Source organism: Paraburkholderia sediminicola (assembly GCF_046027355.1).
GTDB lineage: Bacteria > Pseudomonadota > Gammaproteobacteria > Burkholderiales > Burkholderiaceae > Paraburkholderia > Paraburkholderia sediminicola_B.
Genome location: NZ_JAQQEK010000015.1, coordinates 1 through 24,375 on the forward strand (window position 1 = coordinate 1; position 24,375 = coordinate 24,375).

Genomic DNA, 24,375 nt, shown 5'->3' on the forward strand with positions numbered 1-24,375 from the left:
CTGCAAGACTTGCGATATCAAGGACCCGACGCAGAACATCGTGTGGGTCACGCCAGAAGGTGGCGGCGGGCCGAACTATCCGAACATGTGATTCGATACGCGGGGGTCGAAAACGATGCCTGCGTGCGTCCTCTAAATCAAGGAGTGCAACGTGCAAAGAGAAGTCGTTATTGTGAGTGGTGTGCGCACCGCGATTGGGAAATTCGGTGGAAGCCTGAAAGACGTGCCGCCGACGGAGCTGGCAGCCCTTGTCGTGCGAGAGGTCCTCGCACGCGCCAAGGTAGCCGGCGATCAGGTGGGACATGTGGTTTTCGGCAACGTGATTGCGACTGAGCCGAAAGACATGTACATGGCACGTGTGGCCGCCATTAACGGCGGTGTCTCCGAGGCAGCGCCGGCACTGACCGTCAACCGTCTGTGTGGCTCCGGATTGCAGGCCATTATCTCCGCCGCGCAAGCCATTCTGCTGGGCGACGCCGACATTGCCATAGGTGGCGGCGCGGAAAACATGAGCCGTGCGCCCTACATAACTCCCGACACACGCTTTGGCGTGCGGATGGGCGATGCGCATCTGATCGACATGATGCTCGGCGCGCTAAATGATCCCTTCCATACTGTTCCGATGGGGATCACCGCAGAGAATGTTGCGCGGAAATATGGCATCACGCGCGAACAGCAGGACGCCTTGGCTGTGGAATCGCACCGCCGTGCAGCGCACGCGATCGCCGAAGGGCGCTTCAAGGAGCAGATTGTTCCCGTGATGCGTCGAGTCAAGGGGAAAGAGGTGTCGTTCGACACGGACGAACATGTGCGTTCGGATCTCTCGCTTGACGACCTATCCAGTTTGCGGCCCGCTTTCCAGAAGAACGATGGCACCGTGACGGCAGGTAACGCATCCGGTATCAACGACGCCGCGGCCGCGGTCCTGTTGATGGAGCGCAGTGCTGCGGAACAACACGGGATCAAGCCGCTAGCCCGCCTCGTGTCTTACGCTCACGCCGGCGTGGATCCGCTCTATATGGGCATCGGTCCCGTACCGGCCACGCGCATCGCGCTCAAACGCGCGGGCCTGGATATTCGTGATATCGACGTGATCGAGGCAAACGAAGCATTCGCGGCACAAGCCTGCGCCGTCGCACAAGAACTCCAGCTCGACGCCGACAAGGTGAATCCCAATGGGTCCGGTATTTCACTGGGTCATCCAATTGGCGCAACCGGCGCATTGATCACCGTCAAGGCTCTCCATGAACTGAAGCGCATTAATGGCCGCTTCGCGCTGGTGACCATGTGCATTGGCGGCGGCCAGGGTATCGCAGCTATTTTCGAAAACCTTCGATAGTCCAGATGAACTAATTGATTGCTAGAGATCGAACATGACAATTGAAACGATCGGCGTCGTCGGCGCCGGGACGATGGGCAGTGGTATCGCACAGATCGCCGCGACCGCCGGACTGAAAGTCGTTCTGATCGACGTTACCGAGGCCGCCCTCACGCGGGGCATGGCAGCTTTGAGGTCGAGCCTGGAGCGGCTTGTAGCGAAGAATACGATTGCGGCTGATGTGGCGAGCGCAACGCTAGCGCGCATCGAAACTTCAACCGGGTATCAGGATCTCGCCGAAGTGGACCTGGTCATCGAGGCCGCAACAGAACAGGTCGAACTGAAACGCACGATTCTGAAGCAGATCGAAGCGGTCGCAAAACAACACGCGATTATCGCCACGAACACCTCGTCGATCTCCATCACATCCTTGGCAGCAGGCCTCGCCGATCCTTCTCGTTGTGTCGGCATGCACTTTTTTAATCCGGTTCCCCTGATGCCGCTTGTCGAGATTATCCGCGGCGTGCAGACCAGCACAGAGACTGTCGACGTCATTCACGAACTGTCCCGCCGGCTCGGCAAATCGCCAATCGGAGTCAAGAACTCGCCGGGATTCGTCGTCAACCGGATTCTGGTGCCGATGATCAACGAAGCGTTCTTCGTTCTGGCAGAGGGCATCGCAACGGCAGAAGAGATTGACGAGGGGATGCGTCTTGGCGCCAGTCACCCCATCGGCCCCCTCGCGCTGGCGGACCTGGTGGGCCTTGATGTGTGCCTCGCTGTGTTAGAGGTGCTCGCGAAGGATCTCGGCGATCCGAAATATCGTGCCTGCCCTTTGCTTCGCGAACTGGTGGCTGCCGGACGTCTCGGCCGCAAGACCCGTCACGGTGTCTACCGCTACGACTGATCACGGGTAAGTGCCACGTGACCATCGCGTTCGAGAACATTACAACGTTCCATCGCGATGGAACTTACCTTCAAGATCGACGCATTCGCTTATAGCGAATACCTGGAGAAAGTCTGGATCGGCAGGATCGCCTGTGAGGGCACGTTACGCCCTTCGCAAGCTGCCGTGAGATGCTCGACTGCCGTGCGCAGTAATAGCCGAAGATCCTGTGTGAGCAGGTAGTCGATGGCGTCGGAGAGCAGCAGGGGTTCAGTAATTCTGTTGATTTCGTGTGTCACGTAGACCGTTCGCCCCGTGAGGTTGTGCTCGTTCAGCGCTCGCGCCAGGCCTTCGTTGCCCCCCGCCACGTTGTAGATGCCATCGAGCTTGCCGTGTTCGTCGAGGAAGCGCTTGGTCGCTTCATACGTCGCCGTGCCCGAATCCGCCCCCTTGATCACCTCGACCAAATTCACTTTCGGAAACCGTTGTCTCAACAGCGACCGGAATCCGATTTCGCGATCCTCATGACAGGTGTACGAGAACGTCGCGACGACAACCGCGACATCGTGCGACTCATGCGCCTGCAAATGCCGCCGCAATTAAAAATGCGGCCGCCTGTCCCGCCGCACGGTTATTGACGCCGATGTAAGTGTTGCGCGAGTCGGGATCGACATCGGTGATCAGGGTGACGACCGGCTTGCCGGTCGCCACAAATCGACGCAGCGCCGCGGTGATCACTGACGTATTCGTACAGATAATGCCAATGCCATCTGCTTCTCCAGCCGTAGCGTCAACCCTGAGGGCAACTTCATCGTCAGAGATGCCAACACAGTTGATCACACTCAACCGAGCATCGGCCCCGGCAAATTCAGTCTCAAGTTGGGCCGCGCAACGGGTCAGTTCCTCGGTGAACGCATCGCCGGCCTGCACCAGCAGTCTGAAATCGTACGTGCCCCGATCTATGGCAGACGACGCCGCCAGTGTGGCTGTGCTCAGTTGCTTCAGCGCAGCCTCAACCGCGATACGGGTGCGCGGATGCATGCCGGGCCGATCGTTCAGTGCACGGTCAATCGTCGCGCGGCTGAGTTGAGTCGCCTCCATCAGTTCCTTAAGTTTCGGCTTGCCCTTCATCCCTGTCTCCATACTTCGACGCAAGCGCCATTGACACCGCTCGCCGCTTACAATGAATGTATTCGCTGCCCAAAAATCCGCGTAATTTAGGTTCCGGGATGATTGCCGGCATAATTGATTTTTTCACGTTAAGCATGGCAAACGCCCTGTCTATGGCGAAACACAAGAATCAATCACCGGTAACGAACACCACCCCATCGAATCGATCGCTCGAACGCGGGCTCGAACTGCTGCGCGCCTTCGGTCCCGGTGCAACGCTTCTCGGCAATGGAGATCTCGCGGAACGCACAGGTCTGCCGAAGGCGACAGTAAGCCGCCTCACGCGAACGCTCGTGGAAGCGGGTTATCTCGAGCACGACTCGGCGCGCAGGGCGTATCGACTGGGGCTACCCGTGCTCAGTCTGGCGCAGGCGTTGCGCAGCGGATCCACCGTACTCAACGCTGCAGGACCGTTAATCCGCGACACGGCCCAAACGAAGCGCATCAATGTCGGAATCGCGGGCGCCGACAGGGAAGAGATGGTCTACCTTGAGTCCATTCGTTATAACCAGCGAGCCTCATTGCGTACGATCGTCTCGGGACAACGCGTGCCGATGGCACTGACGTCGCTCGGCCGGGCGTATCTCGCTATGCAGCCGGAGGCCGAATTCTCCCGGCTGATGGACGCGTTCAGGAACCGCGGACGGAGCGGTTGGGAACGTCTGGCGCGAGAAATCACCGAGGCCGTGGATGATGTGCACCGAAACGGCTTTTGCGTCGCAAGCTGGCAGCCAGAAGTGATTGCACTCGCGACACCCCTCGCCATTCCCGGACATCGTTTGCTGGTCCTCAACTTTAGCGTCCGCACGGCGGCGTCAAAAGACAGCGTTGTAAGCGAACTGGCGGCACTCCTGCTGCGTCTGCGCGACGACATTACAGCCGCATGCGCGCGCCTGGAAGGCTGAAGACTGCAAACCTCTCGTTCATTCCCGGCGTTCACTGATCGCGCGCGCTGGAATACCCAGCACCACTGCAAGACCGCCGAGAATGGAAACGACCGCAACCGCATAGAGACCCACGGCGCTGCTACCGAAGTGCGTCGATGCATAGCCGATCACCGAGGGCGCCGAAATCCCGCCAAACTGGCCGAGGCTGCTAATGAGGCCAATTCCGCTTGCTGCGGCGGTGCTCGACAGATACGCGGGTGGGATCGTCCAGAACAGAGACAGCATGCCAAGATAACCAGCCGTCGCGATGCAAAGGAGTACCACCAGAATACCTGCGTGATTCGCCGCCGCCGGCAGAAGCACGACGCCCAGCGCGGCCATCAATGCGCTTGCCATGAAATGCCACCGCCTCTCCAGCATACGATCCGAACTCCGGCCAAGCAGATACATCACAACTGCGCCGACCACATACGGAATCGCGGAAAGAAGTCCAATGTGCCAGTAGTTAGACACACCGCTTTTCTGGATCACGCTCGGAGCCCAGATATGCACGACGATGCTCGCCCAAGGTACGCTGAAGTATGCAAAGGTCAGGAAATAGAACTTTGGCTCCTTCAACGCAACCCAGATCGAACCATGAGCGCGTGCGGCCTTCGTTTGCGCGTCGCGGTTGAGCTCCGCCAGCAGGAGAGCCTTTTCGTCGTCCGAGAGCCAGGTCGCCTGCTCGGGGCGGTCCGTCAGATAGACATAGGCAAAGACACCGGCGATCACTGACGGAAATCCTTCCAGAAGGAACAGCCATTGCCAGCCGTTGTAGCCAAGTAAGCCCGACATGCTATTGAGAATCCATCCCGACACGGGTCCACTGATGATGCCGGATACGCAGATCGCCGTCATGAAGATCGACGTGACGCGTGCCCGGCGCGCGGCCGGAAACCAGTAGGTGAAGTAGAGAATCACGCCCGGGAAGAATCCTGCTTCCGCTGCGCCCAGCAACACGCGCGCGATGTAGAACTGCGTCGGCGTCTGAACGAACGCGGTGCCCGCCGAAACGATGCCCCATAGCGCCATGATCCGCATGAGCGTTTTTCTCACACCGACTCGCGCGAGCCACAGGTTGCTCGGCACCTCGAAGAGCATGTAACCCACGTAGAAGAGTCCTACACCCAGACCGAATGCGGCGTCGGAAAGACCGATGTCACGCGAGAACTGCAGGTGCGCAAAGCCGATATTGGCGCGATCCAGATAAGCGAAGACGTAACAAATGAAGAGGAACGGCAGCAGCCGCCAGGTGACTTTCCGGTAGACGGCTTCTGTCTGCGGTTGCGCGACGGCGCTGACGTCGATTGGATTGGAACGGGCTGCGTGCATCATGTCTCCGGGCTTGTATGGGCCGCAGGATCGTCATGGCCCGTGTCCTGCGTTGGAAACCATTATCGACGTCGAACGCTCGATGACAATCTCCCAATTCCACCCAGTGGAATTTCCCCGTCCCTCGGATGAAACACCCTTCGTTCCACAGAGTGGAATTGACGGGGTGTCTTGAGCGGCCGGTGGGGCTAAGCTGCATTGGCAGATTGACCTTGTCAGTCGACTCCAATTCAACCATCGAGACACGCATGAGCACATCCACTATTCAAGTCACTATCGACTCGCAGGTTGCCACGATCGCGCTGAATCGTCCCGAAAAGCGTAACGCCATCACCAACGAAATGCGCGCTGAACTGATCGCGGCGCTGGAGACCGTGTCGCGCGACCGGGAGGTACGCGCCGTGGTGTTGACCGGCAACGGCAAGGGATTTTGCGCTGGCGGTGACGTCAGCGGTATGGCGCAACGTATGGACGCGCCCGCCGGCGAGGTGGCGTTCAATGGCTGGTCCCGTCAGCAACTCGTGCATCACACGGTCAATCTGCTCTACTCGATGCCCAAACCGACCATCGCTGCCGTCAACGGCGCAGCGGCGGGCCTCGGTGCCGACATGGCGCTCTCCTGCGACTTTATCCTCGCGTCGCAGGAAGCGAGCTTCGCGTGGAGCTACATCAAGCGCGGCCTGATTCCCGACGGTGGCGGCATGTACTTTTTGCCGCGACGGGTCGGCCTCGCGCGGGCGAAGGAACTGATTTTCAGCGGGCGCAAGGTAGATGCGAAGGAAGCGTTGGAAATCGGCATCGCGGATCGCCTGAGCGAGCCGGATTCACTCATCGCCGACGCCCACGCCTGGGCCACAGAATTGAGCCAGGGTTCGGCCACTGCACTCGCGCTCGGCAAGAGCATCCTCAACCAGAGCTACGAGTTGTCCGCGCATCAGGTGTTTGCACAAGGCAGCCAGGCACAGGCCGTCTGCTATACAAGCAGTGAACATCGCGACTCAGTGCTCGCATTCCTGAACAAGACCAAGTGAGCACGAGGGAGATTGACATGAACGCAATTTCAAAATTGATGCGCCCGGCGAGCGTAGCGGTGATCGGCGCATCGGCGGACGCAACCAAGACTTCGGGCCGCCCGGTCGCATACCTCAGGAAGCACGGCTTCGATGGCGCCATCTACCCGGTCAACCCCCGTTACGAATCGATCGACGGCCTGCCCTGCTATCCCGATGTAGCGTCGTTGCCGCACGCGCCCGATGTCGGCATCGTACTGCTCGGAGCCGAGCGCGCTCACGTTGCGGTAAGAGATCTGGCGAGCCGCGGGACGAGTGCTGCAATCGTATTGGCAAGTGGCTATGCAGAGATCGGCGAGGAAGGCGCGAGGCGTCAGGCGCAATTGATCGAGGCAGCAGGGTCCATGCGCCTGCTCGGACCGAACACGATCGGGCTCGTCAACCTGACCGACCGCATCACGCTGTCGGCAAGCGGCGCACTGGAGACCGACGCTTTCACAGTCGGCGGAATCGGCGTGGTATCACAAAGCGGGGGGATTCTCGGCTCGCTGCTGTCGCGGGCAGCAGCAAACGGCATTGGCTTGTCCAAGCTGGTGTCGACGAGCAATGAGGCGGATCTCGACATGGCAGACTTCGTCGATTATCTGGTTGACGACGATTCGACTTCTGTTATCGCGCTCTACATGGAAGGGCTGCGTCAGCCCGATCGATTCCGGCGCGCAGCGTTACGGGCGGCGGCGGCAGGCAAGCCGGTCGTGGTGTTCAAGATTGGGCGTTCCGAATCAGGTGCACGTTCGGCGGTCTCGCATACGGGCGCACTGGCGGGCTCCGACCGCATGTATGACGCGCTCTTCAGCCAGGTTGGCGTCATTCGTGCGCAGACGTTTTCCGATTTGCTCGATATTCCTCATGCGCTCGCTACGCGCCGCAAGCTCTCCGGGCGACGGGTGGCGATTCTGACATCGACTGGCGGAGCGGGCACGCTCGTCGCCGACAGCCTCGGCATGGCGGGCTTTGAGACTCCGCCCCCCGATGAAGCGACTGCTGCAACGCTGCGCGCGCTCCAGACCGGCGACCATGCGGTGCTCGACCGCAATCCGATCGACGTGACGCTAGCGGGTCTGCAACCGGCTCTGCTGCGTGGTGCGATCGGCACGCTACTCGACAGTCCGACTTACGACGCGGTCGTAGTTATCGTTGGTTCGTCGGGCCTCGCAATGCCTGACCTGATGGCTGGCGCGATCCGCGATTCGCTGCCCGGCAGTGACAAGCCCGTGATGGCATTTGTGAGCCCGCACGCGCCGGAGATCACGCGGTTGCTTAACGAGCAGGCAGTACCGGCGTTTCCTTCGCCCGAAAGCGTGACGAGCGCACTGGCTGCGATGTGGCAGCACGGTGAGTACATGCGACGCGCCGTGGGTTTGGTCGAAAAACACCCTGAAGCAGAAGTCGACGTGAGTGATCTACCTGATGGATCACTAAACGAAGCGCAGGCGAAAGAGCTTTTTGCCCGCTTCGGTGTGACAGCGGTACGCGAGCGTGTCGTCACTAACTCGAATGAAGCCGAGAGCGCCGCTCGCGAGCTGGGAGACAAAGTCGTTCTCAAACTGCTTTCGAACACGATCACTCACAAAAGCGATGTCGGCGGCGTAGCGGTTGGGGTCACTGCCGACAGCATCGGGACGCGCCTGAATCGCATGCGGGACGACGTTGAAACCGCGACCGGGGTAGCCGCGGAGGCGTTTCTCGTCCAGGAAATGGTGGCCGGTGGAACGGAACTGATTCTTGGCCTTCATCGCGACTCATTGGGCACAGCATTGCTGCTGGGAATGGGCGGCGTCACGGCGGAACTGTTCAAGGACACGACGATGCGACTCCTGTCCACCGAAGCGCCGTTGTCGCGTGACGACGCACTTGGAATGATCCGCGAACTAAAAACGTGGCCGCTGCTCGACGGGTATCGTGGACGGCCTCGCGCTGATATTGATGCCCTCGTTACCGCAATCATTGCGTTTTCGCGAATGGCGGTGAGGCTTGGCGGGCGCATTGTTGAGGCTGAAATCAATCCGATCTTCGTGCTGCCTGCGGGCCAAGGGGTGCGGGCCGCGGACGGCGTGGCTGTACTCGGATCGGAGGCTCATGTGGAGGAACTCGATTGGCTTCCGGAAAATTAACCAAATAGCTTCCGCTTTGGGTGATTTAAACGGTCAAAACGAAGGTATTTCGCTGAGCCTGTTACCCAAATAACTTCCGAGGTCGACAGTTTTTTACCATAAAACCTCCATCGTCGTAGAGGGCGCGACCAAGCTAGCGGTCAGCAGCTTCAAGGCCGCCGTGAACGGCTCCGATCAATCGAGTCCGTACCGAGTGCCCGAGACTCGGCCAAAGCCGCCGTTCGCCTGTTGACACCTGCATGCCGGCTCACTCCAGCAAAGCGGTCGTTCGACGGCGGCAATCGCGAACGGTCGATGTGACATCGGCGAACGCGTACTTTCGACCCTAAGCGGCCTTACGCGCTAGTGCAAGGACGACGGCCGCTTCCAAGGTACATCGGTCATTCAACGCCGCCCGGTAGCGGGCAGATGTAACGCCCTACCGAAGGATGCGGCGTTCTGCGAGAACTGCGGCACGCCGGTCCGCCGCGCGGACCAAGTGCCAGGGGCATACGTCGACGCACTTCGCGCATGTGCGGGGCACCGAACTGTCGGTACGCCGCAGACATCCAACGGCGAGGCTGTCGGCGCGCCACCGCCACTTCGCGGATCGCAGTCATGCCCGCGGCTGCCGCGGAGGCCCGATTCGATCGTGCAACGCCGCGTGCCGCCTTGGGGCGCGGCACACGGCGCGAACATGGTACACCCTGTGCCGTAGAGACCGTTGGTCCGCAACGCTCTGCAAAAGAATCAACCGCCACCAAGGTCATCTGTTTTTGCACCGCTTAACGCACAGAACTCAAACGGATCTCCTTCGATTCGACGAATAACATACCTCCGCTGGGCGATAACCAGGCGGTGGGGGAGTTCAGCCCCCCGCAAAAGGAAAGCTCGCTATCCGTTCTTCAAGGTTCTGTGGCATCGCCCGATATGCTAAGCTGTTAAGCAGTGCTGCGCGCAAATGTAGCGTGCAATCGATTGCTTTTCTCGGATGTATGAAGAGGAGAAGCGACCATGAAAATCCTATGGGTCGATGACCACGAAATTCTTTGCGTTGCTCTTTCCGAATATGTCCAAACACACGCGTCGGAGCTGAGCGCAACCCCAATCGACATCACGCCCGTCTTTACGCTTGCCAGCGCGCTTGAAGAAGTCAACAAGACACCTCCCCCGGACCTGGTATTCCTGGATCTTAATCTGGATGGTAAGAACCGTGGCGCCGCGACACTTGAGCATTTCCAGGCCGGAAATCCATCCAATGTTCCCGTGGTCATCTGCACAGGACTTGCTCCTGGAAACGATCATGAAGTTGAAATTTTGCGAATGTGCATGCGTGACTACGCCGCTCGAGGAATCCTGTTGAAAGGAGGCGCGCACAAAAAAATGTTCATTGGACTGAGCAGGATCTTAGGAGGTGAACTCTGGATTCCGGAAGAAGTCTTGCTCCGCTTTGCCTGCTCGACACAAGCGCCCTCAGTTAGCCAGAATCAGCATCATCTTGGGCTTTCTCCGCGAGAGTGGGACCTGGCGCGTTGCATTGCACGTGGCCTCTCAGGGAAACAGATCGCAAGAGAGCTTAGCGTCTCCGAGGGACATGTCAGACAGGTTTCTTGTGTTATTTACGACAAACTTCAAGTCAGAAACCGCGTTGAAGCTGCACTTCGAGTCACTGCCGAGCTGGCCCTTGGAAGGGGGGCAGCAGATACGCGACTGTCGTGAAGATCTCCGCCACACCGCTCTTCATGTTCCCCTGCCATCACTTTTAACCGCCTTCGGTCGACGTTTTTGGCTTATGTTCTGCAAGTGTGGTCAATAAGGTTCGTTCCGAAACCGGTTTCGACAAAAGCTTCATGCCACTGACGGCTACTTTTTTGAGCACAGCTGACGAGGTGTCCCCCGACCACAGGATTGCAGGGATCGAAGCGTCGGTAGCAGCGCGGACCGCCGTAATTGCAGCAATACCGTCCTCGTTTTCCAGCCGGTAGTCGGAGAGGATGAAGTGCGGACCGCTTGCCAAAGCTTCAATGCGCAACTGCTCGATGACGTCGGATGATGATTCCCCCGCCACGACGTAGCAGCCATGCTCGATCAGGCGCATCGATATTTCGATTCTTAAGTCGCTATTGTCCTCGATGATCGCCACGACCATATTGGTCAGGTCCGGGTCGCCGTCTTCAACCGTTTGAACCTCGAGCAACTCCGGCGGTATGAGTCCCATGAACGGGACCGTAACCGAAAAACGCGATCCCCGCCCTGGTGTCGAGTCCACGTCCAGTTTGTGACCAAGAAGGTTCGCGAGCCCCTGGACAATGGACAGACCCAGGCCGAACCCTTTTTCACGATTCCTCTCGGGATTATTGACCTGTACATAGCTTTTGAAGATATCCGCCTGTCTACCTTCAGGGATACCGATCCCGTTGTCCCAGACGCTTATCTTTATGCAGCTGCCTCGCCTCTGGCAACTCACCAGAACATGTCCCTTCTTTCCTCCCTGCTCGGAAGGCGTGTAACGGACTGCATTGATCACCATATTTCGGACGATCCTGTCCAACGCATGTCGATCCGTACGGACCAGATAGGGGCGACTATGGAGTCTTAACTTCAGCCCCTTCGCGTCAGCCAGCGGCTGCATATCCACGACTATGCCGCGTAAAAGGGAAGGCAGCGCCACCTCCTGAATTTCTACATTCCAGGTGCCGGACTCGAGGCGGCAGATATCCAGTGCCCCGTTAATCATCCATTCCATCGCATCCACTTGCCTTTGCGCAAGCGAGACGTCTTCGACCAGATCGGTCGATTTAATGCTCCGCTCGATAAAATTTAACTTCAGGCCGAGCGTTGTGAGCGGTTGACGCAAGTCATGGCTTATTGCAGCGATAAGCAGGTTCTTCTCCGCCTTTGCCGCTTCAGCCCGCTCTCGCGCCTCATCGATAATAATCTCTTTAACATATGCGCGTTTCTGAGTGTAAAAAATAAACCACGCGAGGAAACAATAACCAATCAGTTGAGCCGTATAAAAGCCCAGCATTGCTGGCCGGTAAATAAATAGAGGTGGTCCCAAGCTAAATCCGAACGGGATAGCGCCGAGCACAAATGAACCTAAATTCGCACGAAGACTGGGTGCGAGCAGCAGCAAGGTAAATGTATGGCTGATTAGCGTGTACTCAAGGAAGCCCAAACTGGCCAATTTGACGTAGGGCGCATGGCCCGAGAAATCGGGTGGGGTTAGCCCAAAGCTACCCGCCGCCCACCAGAGCGATGTCAGTGTGACGGCTGCAGCCCATGCCCAGTGCATCTGCTTGACCGCGTTGACGCCGGCGTGCTTCGGGAGCGCCATTGTCTTTTTCAGTAAGTATGCTGCCATGGGAGTGGCCATCCCCCACAGTCCCAGGATCCAGACGACACGGAACCAAAGATAGCTATCCGACGTTTTGGTCCACGATCCATATACGCACAACAGCGAGGCTCCGACCGACACCAGCACGGTCCAACATACCGCTCGACGGGACAGCGATTTCAATAACTCAAGTTTGACAAAGAGATTCTGCTCGGTACTGAGTGCTGCAACCGGTCCCAGAAAAGGATTCACAAATTCAGCGAATCTGCGGCGCTCGATTGTGTGAGCCGTTTCACCCGTGCACAGTGATGTTCTGGCCCCGGGCTTTTCGCCCGCGTCAGAATCACGTCGTGTTTGAATACGGGATGCCATAGCAGGCCTCCGAGCATCAAGTGCAGCTACGCTCCGTTGTGCTAGCTTTGTGTTCCCCTACCATCTCTTTCACCCGCCTTCGGTCAATGTTTTTGGCTTATGTTCTGCAAGTATGGTCAATAAGGTCTGTTCCGAATCCGGTCCCGACAAAAGCTTCATGCCACTGACGGCTACTTTTTTGAGCACAGCTGACGAGGTGTCCCCCGACCACAGGATCGCAGGGATCGAAGCGTCGGTAGCAGTGCGGACCGCCGTAATTGCAGCAATACCGTCCTCGTTTTCCAGCCGGTAGTCGGAGAGGATGAAGTGCGGACCGCTTGCCAAAGCTTCAATGCGCAACTGCTCGATGACGTCGGATGATGATTCCCCCGCCACGACGTAGCAGCCATGCTCGATCAGGCGCATCGATATTTCGATTCTTAAGTCGCTATTGTCCTCGATGATCGCCACGACCATATTGGTCAGGTCCGGGTCGCCGTCTTCAACCGTTTGAACCTCGAGCAACTCCGGCGGTATGAGTCCCATGAACGGGACCGTAACCGAAAAACGCGATCCCCGCCCTGGTGTCGAGTCCACGTCCAGTTTGTGACCAAGAAGGTTCGCGAGCCCCTGGACAATGGACAGACCCAGGCCGAACCCTTTTTCACGATTCCTCTCGGGATTATTGACCTGTACATAGCTTTTGAAGATATCCGCCTGTCTACCTTCAGGGATACCGATCCCGTTGTCCCAGACGCTTATCTTTATGCAGCTGCCTCGCCTCTGGCAACTCACCAGAACATGTCCCTTCTTTCCTCCCTGCTCGGAAGGCGTGTAACGGACTGCATTGATCACCATATTTCGGACGATCCTGTCCAACGCATGTCGATCCGTACGGACCAGATAGGGGCGACTATGGAGTCTTAACTTCAGCCCCTTCGCGTCAGCCAGCGGCTGCATATCCACGACTATGCCGCGTAAAAGGGAAGGCAGCGCCACCTCCTGAATTTCTACATTCCAGGTGCCGGACTCGAGGCGGCAGATATCCAGTGCCCCGTTAATCATCCATTCCATCGCATCCACTTGCCTTTGCGCAAGCGAGACGTCTTCGACCAGATCGGTCGATTTAATGCTCCGCTCGATAAAATTTAACTTCAGGCCGAGCGTTGTGAGCGGTTGACGCAAGTCATGGCTTATTGCAGCGATAAGCAGGTTCTTCTCCGCCTTTGCCGCTTCAGCCCGCTCTCGCGCCTCATCGATAATAATCTCTTTAACATATGCGCGTTTCTGAGTGTAAAAAATAAACCACGCGAGGAAACAATAACCAATCAGTTGAGCCGTATAAAAGCCCAGCATTGCTGGCCGGTAAATAAATAGAGGTGGTCCCAAGCTAAATCCGAACGGGATAGCGCCGAGCACAAATGAACCTAAATTCGCACGAAGACTGGGTGCGAGCAGCAGCAAGGTAAATGTATGGCTGATTAGCGTGTACTCAAGGAAGCCCAAACTGGCCAATTTGACGTAGGGCGCATGGCCCGAGAAATCGGGTGGGGTTAGCCCAAAGCTACCCGCCGCCCACCAGAGCGATGTCAGTGTGACGGCTGCAGCCCATGCCCAGTGCATCTGCTTGACCGCGTTGACGCCGGCGTGCTTCGGGAGCGCCATTGTCTTTTTCAGTAAGTATGCTGCCATGGGAGTGGCCATCCCCCACAGTCCCAGGATCCAGACGACACGGAACCAAAGATAGCTATCCGACGTTTTGGTCCACGATCCATATACGCACAACAGCGAGGCTCCGACCGACACCAGCACGGTCCAACATACCGCTCGACGGGACAGCGATTTCAATAACTCAAGTTTGACAAAGAGATTCTGCTCGGTACTGAGTGCTGCAACCGGTCCCAGAAAAGGATTCACAAATTCAGCGAATCTGCGGCGCTCGATTGTGTGAGCCGTTTCACCCGTGCACAGTGATGTTCTGGCCCCGGGCTTTTCGCCCGCGTCAGAATCACGTCGTGTTTGAATACGGGATGCCATAGCAGGCCTCCGAGCATCAAGTGCAGCTACGCTCCGTTGTGCTAGCTTTGTGTTCCCCTACCATCTCTTTCACCCGCCTTCGGTCAATGTTTTTGGCTTATGTTCTGCAAGTATGGTCAATAAGGTCTGTTCCGAATCCGGTCCCGACAAAAGCTTCATGCCACTGACGGCTACTTTTTTGAGCACAGCTGACGAGGTGTCCCCCGACCACAGGATCGCAGGGATCGAAGCGTCGGTAGCAGTGCGGACCGCCGTAATTGCAGCAATACCGTCCTCGTTTTCCAGCCGGTAGTCGGAGAGGATGAAGTGCGGACCGCTTGCCAAAGCTTCAATGCGCAACTGCTCGATGACGTCGGATGATGATTCCCCCGCCACGACGTAGCAGCCATGCTCGATCAGGCGCATCGATATTTCGATTCTTAAGTCGCTATTGTCCTCGATGATCGCCACGACCATATTGGTCAGGTCCGGGTCGCCGTCTTCAACCGTTTGAACCTCGAGCAACTCCGGCGGTATGAGTCCCATGAACGGGACCGTAACCGAAAAACGCGATCCCCGCCCTGGTGTCGAGTCCACGTCCAGTTTGTGACCAAGAAGGTTCGCGAGCCCCTGGACAATGGACAGACCCAGGCCGAACCCTTTTTCACGATTCCTCTCGGGATTATTGACCTGTACATAGCTTTTGAAGATATCCGCCTGTCTACCTTCAGGGATACCGATCCCGTTGTCCCAGACGCTTATCTTTATGCAGCTGCCTCGCCTCTGGCAACTCACCAGAACATGTCCCTTCTTTCCTCCCTGCTCGGAAGGCGTGTAACGGACTGCATTGATCACCATATTTCGGACGATCCTGTCCAACGCATGTCGATCCGTACGGACCAGATAGGGGCGACTATGGAGTCTTAACTTCAGCCCCTTCGCGTCAGCCAGCGGCTGCATATCCACGACTATGCCGCGTAAAAGGGAAGGCAGCGCCACCTCCTGAATTTCTACATTCCAGGTGCCGGACTCGAGGCGGCAGATATCCAGTGCCCCGTTAATCATCCATTCCATCGCATCCACTTGCCTTTGCGCAAGCGAGACGTCTTCGACCAGATCGGTCGATTTAATGCTCCGCTCGATAAAATTTAACTTCAGGCCGAGCGTTGTGAGCGGTTGACGCAAGTCATGGCTTATTGCAGCGATAAATTGGTTCTTCTCCGCCGTTGCCGCTACAGCCTGAGATCGCGCCTCCTCGAGAACAACCTCTTTTACACATGTCCGTTGCTGATCGTTGCAAATGAACCATGCGATGACACAATAGCCAATTATTTGAGCCGTATACCAGTCAAACATTCCTGGCCGGTTAATAAATAGCAGTGGTGCCAAGTTAAATCCGAATGGGATAGTGCCGATCACGAGTGAACCTAAAGCCGCGCGAAAACTGGGTGCGAGCAGCAGCAAAGTAAATGCCTGGCTGATCATCGTCAGTTCCACGAAGCCATACCGGGCAAATCTAAAGTAATAACCATGGAGGAGCACGAAGCTGGGTGGGATTAGCCCAAAGCTGGCCGCCGCCCACCAGAACGATGTCAGCATGACCAATGCAGCCCATGCCCAGTGCATCTGCTCGACCGCGCTGACGCCGGCGTGCTTCGGGAGCGTCATTGTCTTTTTCAGTAAGTATGCTGCCAAGGGAGCGGCCATCCCCCACAGTCCTAGGATCCAGACGACATGGAACAAGGGATAAATATCCGACGTTTTGATCCACGATCCAAATACGAACCAGAACGGGCTTCCGACCAACAGTAGCGCGATCCAATATACCGATCGGCGGGACAGCGATTGCAATAACTCGCGTTTGACGAGGAGATTCTGCTCAGTACTGAGTGCTGCAACCGGTCCCACAAAAAGATTCATCAATTCAGCGAATCTGCGGCGCTCGATTGTGTGAGCCGTTTCACCCGCGCACAGTGATGTTCTGGCCCCGGGCTTTTCGCCCGCGTCAGAATCACGTCGTGTTTGAGTAGAGGACGCCATAACAGGCCTCCGGGAATCAGGTGCAGCTACACCCCATTGTGCTAGCGGTCCGCCAGCAAGTCGATGGACAAGTGTTCTGTTTTTTGCCGAACAAAAGTTCGTGGTCCACGCAGGTGGTCCCTACCTGAGATTTGTGCCCGCTGTGCCGGCATTGGGTGGAAGACCGTCGAAGCTGCTGAACGAGGGTAAGTATGAGGCTGATCTCTCGCGCTGCGCAGTACCAGTAACTCGCAGTTGTCCTGATCAAGCACGGTTCGCCAATTGCGATATTGGGTGCTCGCTCCGTGTGTGCCGCGTCGAACTGCATCCGTAACCCGGCGTGCGCCGTACTCTCAAGAAGTCACTCTAACGAATAATCGTAAAGCGACACCGAACATTTATTCGCCCGCAAAGGAACATTTAATGCCGAACATCAAATTATCGACGCAACTACAACTGACACGGTTACACGGCGTAATAATGCAGCATAATTCGACACAAGGAGGGCGTCAATCACCGCACAATGGCTCGCGTTTTTCTCTTGTCTAATGCCTGTTACGAGTACGGCTCTATAACCGGCCGATGCGGAAAACGCAGTGCGTACATGCACGACATTTTCCACCTCACTTTCAGGGAGATTGACATGATCCGCAATACGCCCCCGAGTTAAGCCAGCTGGGTCGCGGACGACTCCACGCCCCATATCAACCACAACTTCCAGTTTCTCTGCAGAACTGTCTGCAGTGTGCTATTAGGCATCCTGATTGTTAAGCTAGCCATAAATCAAGGAGCTCCATTATGAAAACCCTTGCATGCCTTGTCCTCGCCAGCTGTGCGCTTGCCAGCCCAGTCGTCAGCTTCGCTCAGAGCACCGCCCCCGTCACCCGTGCGCAGGTGCGTGCGGAACTGATCCGTCTCGAGCAGGCCGGCTATCACGTCGGCGACGGCGACGATACGACGTATCCTGCGCAAATTCAGGCTGCTGAAGCGAAGATCGCTGCACAGGACAGCCAGCAGGCGGGCAACAGTGACGTTGGCGGCACGACGACCAACGGCACCACAGCTTCCGGCAGTGTCCAGCATGTGTCGAAGCCCTCGCCATCGTCGTGCGTCGGCCCCGCAAGTTACTGCAACCTTTTCTTCGGTAATTGACCGCCGATGGCTCGCCCGACACCGCCCCGACGATCCGGGTAACGTGCCTGAATCGTCTGGGGGCATCCTCACCGGCGGCGTCCGAATCTTCGGACCCTCCGCAACGAATAGCCAGTGACATGATGAACCCGCGGCCGATAGGCATTGCCTCCCACATGGTGTTGACCTCGTTGACACTTTACGTCGCCGACGTATTGCTGCGCACTAACAACAGCGTTGGCAGGCGCGATGCTGCTGATTCTCGGGACGTCGGCCACACATCTCCTTCGCCGCTTAATCCATTTGAGCATCAAGCCGCATTCGATGGGCTTTCGCGAGTTATCGTCGCATGCGCGCGCCTTTTCACTCGCGGTCATGCTTCAGGCAGCATTCAGACCGGCGCATTCGAGCGCCTATGCAAACCGAGGGCTTCTATTTGTTCTCGAGGAGGTCCCACGAGACGAGGTGTCGAGGCATATGCGCTGCACAGGCCGATCGCGACACTGGCTGCGGCACGACAGCCTGACCACGAGCGAGCGCGAAGAACTCACGCGCCTGCACCACTAGGTTCGCCAGCTCAAGCTTGAGCGTGAGATGCAGGTGGACACCGACGCCACCAACATGATCACGGCCGCCAAAGAAGACGGGGGAGATCGAATTGATCGCGAGCGTAAGTCCGTTGTTTCGGGCGGAGCGGACGTTCGAACGTCCGAGTGAAGGTCTGGTTGAACGTCTCTGGCTGGCCGCACTGAGCCCGACGATGAAGGGCTCAGGTCGACCCTGAGCTGCCTTTCAACGCACTTTGGCTTCAATGGCGGCTTTCAAGTTGCAACGGCCATCGCCACCAAGGCGATCCGACGTCCTCCCAGACCGTCTCGTTAACTATCCTGCTGGCGGATTCCTCCCCTTGAAAAATTCAGTTGAGCGCTCCTCGAAGTCGGCGCGTGGTGTTCGGAAATACCCGTGAATTGCAACACGTCTATGACTAGCCTATCTTGAATCACTGAACGGTCTTTAGTACGCGGCGTATCTCCAAGGCCAATAGCCTGGCTTTCATCTGGCCGAACCCGAGCACAGGCAGCCAGTCCACGCGAGCGTCCACGGGAAGCGTTGAAAAGAAGATTGCTCGACAACCGTACTTGAAAGTGAAGGTCCGCCATACGGTTCCAGCCTGTCTTCTCTGCGATTTCAGTTTTCCAACAATAGCAGGAGTCGGATATGACGACACCTCTTCACGGACAGATGATGGACGTGCCACTGACGGTCTCTTCGCTGCTCGCACATGCGTCACGCCACTTCGGCACGACGGAGATCGTGTCGAAGCGTATCGAGGGCGACGTACATCGCTACACATACCGCGACTGCGAAAAGCGCGCGAAGCAGCTCGCGCAGGCGCTGATCGCGCTGGGTGTCGAGGCAGGCGACCGGATCGGCACGCTCGCCTGGAACGGCTACCGGCATCTGGAAACGTACTACGGCACGACGGGCTTCGGCGCCGTGTGCCATACCATCAACCCCCGGCTCTTTCCCGACCAGATCGCGTGGATCATCAACGATGCCGATGACAGGTACATCCTGTTTGATACGACGTTCGCGCAGCTGATCGATCGCCTCGCGCAGCGCTGTCCGAGGGTGCGCGGCTGGATTGTTCTCACTGACGACGAGCATCTGCCGGCAATGCGATCACCCACGCCACTGGTCAGCTACGAGACGTTGCTCGAACCGCACGACGGCACATTCGACTGGCCGCTCCTTGACGAGCGCCAGGCATCGTACCTTTGCTATACCTCCGGCACGACAGGCAATCCAAAGGGTGCGCTGTACTCGCATCGCTCGACGGTGCTGCACGCGTTAGGGGCGTCGTTGCCCGATGCGATGGGCCTGTCCTCGCGCGACTCGGTACTGCCCGTCGTTCCGATGTTTCATGTAAACGCCTGGGGCATCCCGCATGCCGCGCCGCTCACGGGCGCGAAGCTCGTCTTTCCAGGCAACCATCTTGACGGAGAATCCCTGTTCGAACTGATGGAAACGGAGCGCGTTACCTGTTCCAACGGCGTGCCGACCGTCTGGCTTGGCCTGCTCAACTACATGAAGGAAGCGGGCGTGCGGTTTTCGTCATTGCAACGCACCGGGATCGGCGGGTCCACTTGCCCGCCGGCGATGCTGCGCACGTTCGAGGATGAATACGGAGTCGAGGCCATTCACGGCTGGGGCATGACCGAGATGTCGCCGATCGGGACCCTTGCGACGCTCAACTGGGACCAGTCGCAGCGGCCGCCGGAAGAGCAGCGCCGGCTGCGCGAAAATCAGGGGCATGTAATCTACGGGGTCGACATGAAGATCGTTGGCGACGACGGGCGCGATTTGCCGTGGGACGGCGTCGCGTTCGGCGAGCTGCACGTGCGCGGTCCGTGGGTGATCGAGCGGTATTTCCAGAAGGATGACTCGCCGCTCGTCAACGGCTGGTTCCCAACCGGCGACGTGGCCACGATCGACCGGGACGGTTTCATGCGCATAACCGACCGCTGCAAGGATGTCATCAAGTCGGGGGGCGAGTGGATCAGTTCGATCGAGGTCGAGAACCTGGCGATGGCGCATCCGGCCGTCGCAGAGGCGGCCTGCATCGCCTGCGCGCATCCGAAGTGGTCCCAGCGGCCGCTGCTCGTCATCGTCAAACACAAGGACGTGGAGGTCACGCGCGATGAACTGCTCGCGCTCTACGAGGGAAAGGTCGCCAAATGGTGGATCCCGGATGACATTGTCTTCGTCAACGAATTGCCGCACACCGCAACTGGCAAGCTAAACAAGCTAAAGCTGCGCGAGCTGTTCCGCGACCACGTATTGCCGTTGCAACGCGAAGTCCCGAACTGTCCACACAGCAAGCGGGGAGCGGCGGGCTCTGGATCAACGCCTGCGCCAGAATGATTGAAAGAGGTATCGACAAGACTATCGATGGGCAGGCACGGCGGGACTCGACCCGATCATTTGCTAGACCCATTCGCTGCACCGTACGAAAGCAACGTTTTTTGGACCGATCGGCAGTAGAACCCCTGAGTTTCTTCGTCGGCCTGTGCATCAACGCCCGACCCTTCAACGGCTTCACGTTTTCCGGTCAGTCACATCGAGGCTGTCGAACAGTGCGATCGCTGCCGTAACGTCCTGACAGTCCAGCCCTCCGGTGAAAGTGCTGACAACTGGCCTGAGCACGTCCTGCGCCTCCCGGCGTTTTCCGTTGGCTTTCCACAAGCTGGCCAGGGATGTGGCTGCACGGAGTTCGATAAGTCTCGATCCAACCGACCGCGAATCGGTCAGCGCGACGTTGAACCAGTGTTCTGCTATGGCGTCGTCAGATCCAGAATCGAGCAGTTCGGTCACACCGCGGGAGTAGGTTAACTCAATCAACGACAACAATTGTCCGGTGCTTGCGCATTCAAGGCGACCCGTTTCGATGTCGCGCCGCGCTTCATCGAAACGGCCCAGGTGCGCAAGCGCTTGCGCCCGCCAGGCGTACATATATCCCGAGTCCACGCGCCCCCCTCGGGCAGCAAGATCTTCGATCGCGTGCGCCAGGCGCGCCTCAGCCTGTTGGTGCTTTCCGCACCGCTCGAGCGCGACACCCTCTGAGGCCATCGCCCAGCCTTTCCAGAACGGAAGATTCTGCGTGTCGCAGAGTTCAATGCAGCGATCGCACAGATCGAATGCCGTCTCTTGGTCACCCGTTTCTGAGAACGTCCGCGCAGCGATGCTGAGCGCCATCGACAGTACAAACGGCTGCGCAATTGCCGTCGCATGATCGACAGCCATTTGCGCATGTTGCCTTGCCTGATCGAAGCGGCCAGTTGCCAGATGGCAGTAGCCTAGCCAGTTGCACGCGGCCACCCTCGGGTCATAGGTTGGGCCAAAGCCGCCTCGCCGGTCTGGTTTGTATAAGTCGAGGACAAACTCGAGCAATTTTGTACATTGCGCGAATCGACCCTGCTGGTGGAGAATCGGACCAACGCAGGCGTACGCGACGATCTTGCTATCGATATCCTCTGCGCTTTCGCCCAGCGCGACGAGTCGTTCCGCGATGGCAAGCGCATTTCGCGTATCCGCCCCCACATACGCACACGCCAGGATACCCGATAGCCCCATGATCAAAAGACGTGGATCCGTAACCTGGTCGATCAACTCTTCGACGCGCGCCCACAACGCCGCTGCCTGTTTGCACGCATAGCCTGTGAGCACCCAATGGCAGGCGGCGCCCTGAACAAGGAGTCGCACCTCGTACTCCGCACGGTGTTCGGTGGCCGTCTGATCGATCAGCGCCAGCCCTGCATCGACATAATCCAGAGCCTCGCGATGACGGTTCTTCGCCATTGCCGACCGCGCAGCAGTACGCCACTGTGGTAGTGCAAGGTCAACCAGATCCGCGCGTGTCAAATGCAATGCAAGCAATTCGGGCTGGGTCCTTGCTCTATCCTTTAGTTCATTGGCAAACGCGTGTGCAATTGCCGCGTGAATCTGCTTTCTCCGGCTAACCAAAAGCCCGTCGTAGGCGACCTCGCGCACGAGCGCATGCTTGAATCTGTACACGGTTTCGCTACCGCTTCCATGCCTGAAGACCAGCCCGCTTTCGACGAGGTGATCGAGCGCTTCCTGCAAGCCTGCATCGTCAGTCGGCACGATTGCCGCTAGCAACTCGTGGTCAAACTCTCGGCCGATACATGCCCCGATCTGTGCTACCTCCTTTGTCTTCCCGAGATGGTCGAGGCGTGCCATCAGGGAGTCCTGGATCGTTGACGGAATCGCTAATGGCGGCAAGGGTCTCGTCAGCTCCCAATGGTCGCCCGCGTCACGCAGGAAACCTGACTCGAGCACCGCCTGTGTGAGCTCCTCTACGAACAACGGTACCCCGTCGGTACGTTCGAGAATCTGGGTTAGCAATTCCTCGGGCAATGGCTTGCTGCCGACGAGTTGATCAGCAATCGCTTCCCCCTCGCGCCTTGACAGGCGGTTCAAGTGCAGCAGCGTGACGTTGCCGTGCCCGGTCCAGGGGGGCACGAATTCGGGGCGACAGGTCACAAGAAGGAGTATGGTTGCCTGATGTATCTGCTTCACCATCAGCGCCAACGTCTCGAGGGTTGCCGGATCAGCCCACTGTGCGTCTTCGCAGATCATCAATACGGGCTGACGTTTCGCAAGATGCAGTATCTGCTCGACCACCGCAACTATGGTTTGCTCCCTGTGCTTTTGAGGAGAGAGCATCTGCACCGGATAACGATTGGTCGGCAGCGAAAGCAATGCGGCAAAAAACGGTGCGACGAACGGCAACTGGTCAACGCCGAGGTCCAGTGACGCTTCGAGCCTGTCGAGCTTCTGCTCCGTAGTGTCTTCGCGTTCAAATCCACAAGCACGCTCCAATGGTTCGACAAGTGGGTAGAAGGCCGAGCCGTTGTGATAGGGAGAACACTGATAGAACTGTCGCAGATGAGGTGTATCGGCGAGATGTTTGCTCAGTACACGCGCGATGCGACTTTTCCCGATGCCAGGCTCCCCGCTCAGTAGCACGACCTGACCATCGCCGTCGCGTGCGCTTTCCCACCGGGCGAGAAGTATGGCAACTTCGGATTCGCGACCGACAAAAGGTGTATAGCGGCTCTCTCGGGTGGCTTCGAAGCGGCCCTCGTTACGCATTAGGTCCCGGACGAGATATGCTTTTACCGGACCGCTGATGCCTTTAAGCATGTGTTCACCGAGATCTTCGGTCCTGAAGGTATTGCCGAGCAAGCGATGGGTGCGTGACGAAACCACGATCTGGTCAGGACCGGCCAGAGCGGTCAGACGCGCGCCAAGGTTGGGAGTCTCGCCCACCGCCGCATTCGATATGGAATCATCGCCCGCGCCACTGTCGCCGACGACGACCGAACCGGTTGCGATGCCGATATGCACTCGCAGCGGGATTTGGCCTGAAACCTTGCCGACGGCGGCGACGATATCGAGCGCAGCACGCACGGCGCGCTCCGCGTCATCCTCATGCGCCTGCGGAAAGCCGAAGTACACGACGATGCCGTCGCCGACGTATTGCGCCACATGACCGGCGTAGCGGGAGACGATATCGCTGCATGTGCGTTGGTAAGCGTGCACGAGATCCCTGAGCATCTCCGCGTCGAGTTGCTGCGAAAGCTGTGTCGAACCGACGAGATCGCAAAACAGGATCGTGAGTTGACGGCGACCGGCATCCTTGGCCGGTTGCGATGTCGGGGGCGATACGCGCCCGTCCTTGTCAAGCGTGGAGATCGCTTTTAGCAGGAGCCTGCGGTGCCCGAGCAGCACGCCAAGTTCGACGAGATCCTTCTCCGAGAGGAGCGGCAGCGAATGCAGGTCGATCCCATGGGATTCGAACAATGGCGCGTAATGGTCAAGCCCGATGGGGCGCAGCCACAATGCGAGCGTATCCATGGCCAGACTCCAGTGACGACCGCAACTTGCTTGCCAGCCCGAGGCATCTGGCAACGGGCAAGAAATGGAACGGCGTCAGTTAGTTCATACCGTAGTAAGGGGATGGCTTGTGGGCAAGGCGCATTTTTGCAGGTATGCAAACCATGCGTCATGCACGTGGGGAAACTGTCTGGAGGTGCGTTGAAGGTCTGGAGAGTATTACGCGGTTGCTGGCAGCGAGACCTGACATTCGCGGCTGGCAACAGGTGGAGTTCAGAAAAGCGATCTGTAGCCCCCTCACCGATA

Annotated in this window: 16 protein-coding genes; 9 read left to right on the forward strand and 7 right to left on the reverse strand. The window is 58.0% G+C overall.

The features are described 5' to 3' along the window. The 3 genes from PQR42_RS24465 to PQR42_RS24475 all read left to right on the forward strand — a co-directional run. The coding region (locus PQR42_RS24465) for a 4Fe-4S dicluster domain-containing protein (protein ID WP_143031905.1) at nt 1-91 on the forward strand (91 nt) is incomplete at its 5' end. Between the two features lie 60 nt (nt 92-151). After that, nucleotides 152-1,339 (forward strand): beta-ketothiolase BktB, encoded by a 1,188-nt coding sequence (bktB, locus tag PQR42_RS24470; RefSeq protein WP_408387876.1) that lies wholly within the window; start codon nt 152-154, stop codon nt 1,337-1,339. 34 nt (nt 1,340-1,373) lie between these two features. Next, the gene (locus PQR42_RS24475) at nt 1,374-2,225 is read left to right on the forward strand and encodes a 3-hydroxybutyryl-CoA dehydrogenase (protein WP_408387874.1); all 852 of its coding nucleotides are present in this window, start codon (nt 1,374-1,376) and stop codon (nt 2,223-2,225) included. An 89-nt stretch (nt 2,226-2,314) separates the two neighbouring features. Here PQR42_RS24475 and PQR42_RS24480 read toward each other — a convergent pair whose 3' ends face one another. Both PQR42_RS24480 and PQR42_RS24485 read right to left on the reverse strand, forming a co-directional pair. Continuing rightward, nucleotides 2,315-2,803 carry a substrate-binding domain-containing protein gene (locus PQR42_RS24480; RefSeq protein ID WP_408493862.1) on the reverse strand — a complete coding sequence of 163 codons (489 nt, stop codon included), beginning with the start codon at nt 2,801-2,803 and terminating at the stop codon, nt 2,315-2,317. Further along, nucleotides 2,778-3,335, reverse strand: coding sequence for a helix-turn-helix transcriptional regulator (locus PQR42_RS24485; RefSeq protein ID WP_408387872.1), 558 nt, complete (start codon nt 3,333-3,335; stop codon nt 2,778-2,780). Before PQR42_RS24485 ends, PQR42_RS24480 begins: the two co-directional genes overlap by 26 nt. Before the next feature lie 152 nt (nt 3,336-3,487). Here PQR42_RS24485 and PQR42_RS24490 point away from each other — a divergent pair, with 152 nt between their 5' ends. Next, complete coding sequence (locus tag PQR42_RS24490) at nt 3,488-4,279, forward strand: IclR family transcriptional regulator (protein WP_408387884.1); 792 nt, start codon at nt 3,488-3,490, stop codon at nt 4,277-4,279. Between the two features lie 18 nt (nt 4,280-4,297). Here the strand turns inward: PQR42_RS24490 and PQR42_RS24495 are convergent, their stop codons facing one another. Next, entirely contained in the window at nt 4,298-5,632 is a 1,335-nt protein-coding gene (locus tag PQR42_RS24495) for an MFS transporter (RefSeq protein ID WP_408387882.1), read from the reverse strand. Between the two features lie 248 nt (nt 5,633-5,880). On the opposite strand from PQR42_RS24495, the gene PQR42_RS24500 reads away from it, so the two are divergent. The 3 genes from PQR42_RS24500 to PQR42_RS24510 all read left to right on the forward strand — a co-directional run bounded on the left by PQR42_RS24500 (nt 5,881) and on the right by PQR42_RS24510 (nt 10,514). Continuing rightward, nucleotides 5,881-6,663 (forward strand): enoyl-CoA hydratase/isomerase family protein, encoded by a 783-nt coding sequence (locus tag PQR42_RS24500; protein WP_408387870.1) that lies wholly within the window; start codon nt 5,881-5,883, stop codon nt 6,661-6,663. Nucleotides 6,664-6,680: 17 nt separating this feature from the next. After that, nucleotides 6,681-8,816 carry an acetate--CoA ligase family protein gene (locus PQR42_RS24505; protein ID WP_408387868.1) on the forward strand — a complete coding sequence of 712 codons (2,136 nt, stop codon included), beginning with the start codon at nt 6,681-6,683 and terminating at the stop codon, nt 8,814-8,816. A 993-nt stretch (nt 8,817-9,809) separates the two neighbouring features. Beyond that, a complete protein-coding gene (locus PQR42_RS24510) occupies nt 9,810-10,514 on the forward strand; it encodes a LuxR C-terminal-related transcriptional regulator (RefSeq protein WP_408390462.1) in 705 nt (234 codons plus the stop codon). Between the two features lie 43 nt (nt 10,515-10,557). Here the strand turns inward: PQR42_RS24510 and PQR42_RS24515 are convergent, their stop codons facing one another. From PQR42_RS24515 to PQR42_RS24525, 3 genes are all read right to left on the reverse strand, one after another. Then, the gene (locus PQR42_RS24515) at nt 10,558-12,504 is read right to left on the reverse strand and encodes an ATP-binding response regulator (protein WP_408493864.1); all 1,947 of its coding nucleotides are present in this window, start codon (nt 12,502-12,504) and stop codon (nt 10,558-10,560) included. Between the two features lie 69 nt (nt 12,505-12,573). After that, on the reverse strand, nt 12,574-14,520 hold the full coding sequence (locus PQR42_RS24520) for an ATP-binding response regulator (protein WP_408493866.1): 1,947 nt from the start codon (nt 14,518-14,520) through the stop codon (nt 12,574-12,576). Nucleotides 14,521-14,589: 69 nt separating this feature from the next. Further along, the gene (locus tag PQR42_RS24525) at nt 14,590-16,539 is read right to left on the reverse strand and encodes a hybrid sensor histidine kinase/response regulator (RefSeq protein WP_408493868.1); all 1,950 of its coding nucleotides are present in this window, start codon (nt 16,537-16,539) and stop codon (nt 14,590-14,592) included. A gap of 777 nt (nt 16,540-17,316) precedes the next feature. On the opposite strand from PQR42_RS24525, the gene PQR42_RS24530 reads away from it, so the two are divergent. Both PQR42_RS24530 and PQR42_RS24535 read left to right on the forward strand, forming a co-directional pair. Next, nucleotides 17,317-17,670, forward strand: a complete 354-nt coding sequence (locus tag PQR42_RS24530; protein WP_408390453.1) for a DUF4148 domain-containing protein — start codon at nt 17,317-17,319, stop codon at nt 17,668-17,670. Between the two features lie 1,197 nt (nt 17,671-18,867). Further along, nucleotides 18,868-20,574: a 3-(methylthio)propionyl-CoA ligase gene (locus PQR42_RS24535; protein WP_408493870.1), complete on the forward strand. Its 1,707-nt coding sequence runs from the start codon at nt 18,868-18,870 to the stop codon at nt 20,572-20,574. 174 nt (nt 20,575-20,748) lie between these two features. Here the strand turns inward: PQR42_RS24535 and PQR42_RS24540 are convergent, their stop codons facing one another. Then, nucleotides 20,749-24,090, reverse strand: coding sequence for an adenylate/guanylate cyclase domain-containing protein (locus tag PQR42_RS24540; protein ID WP_408390449.1), 3,342 nt, complete (start codon nt 24,088-24,090; stop codon nt 20,749-20,751). Nucleotides 24,091-24,375 lie beyond the last annotated feature (285 nt).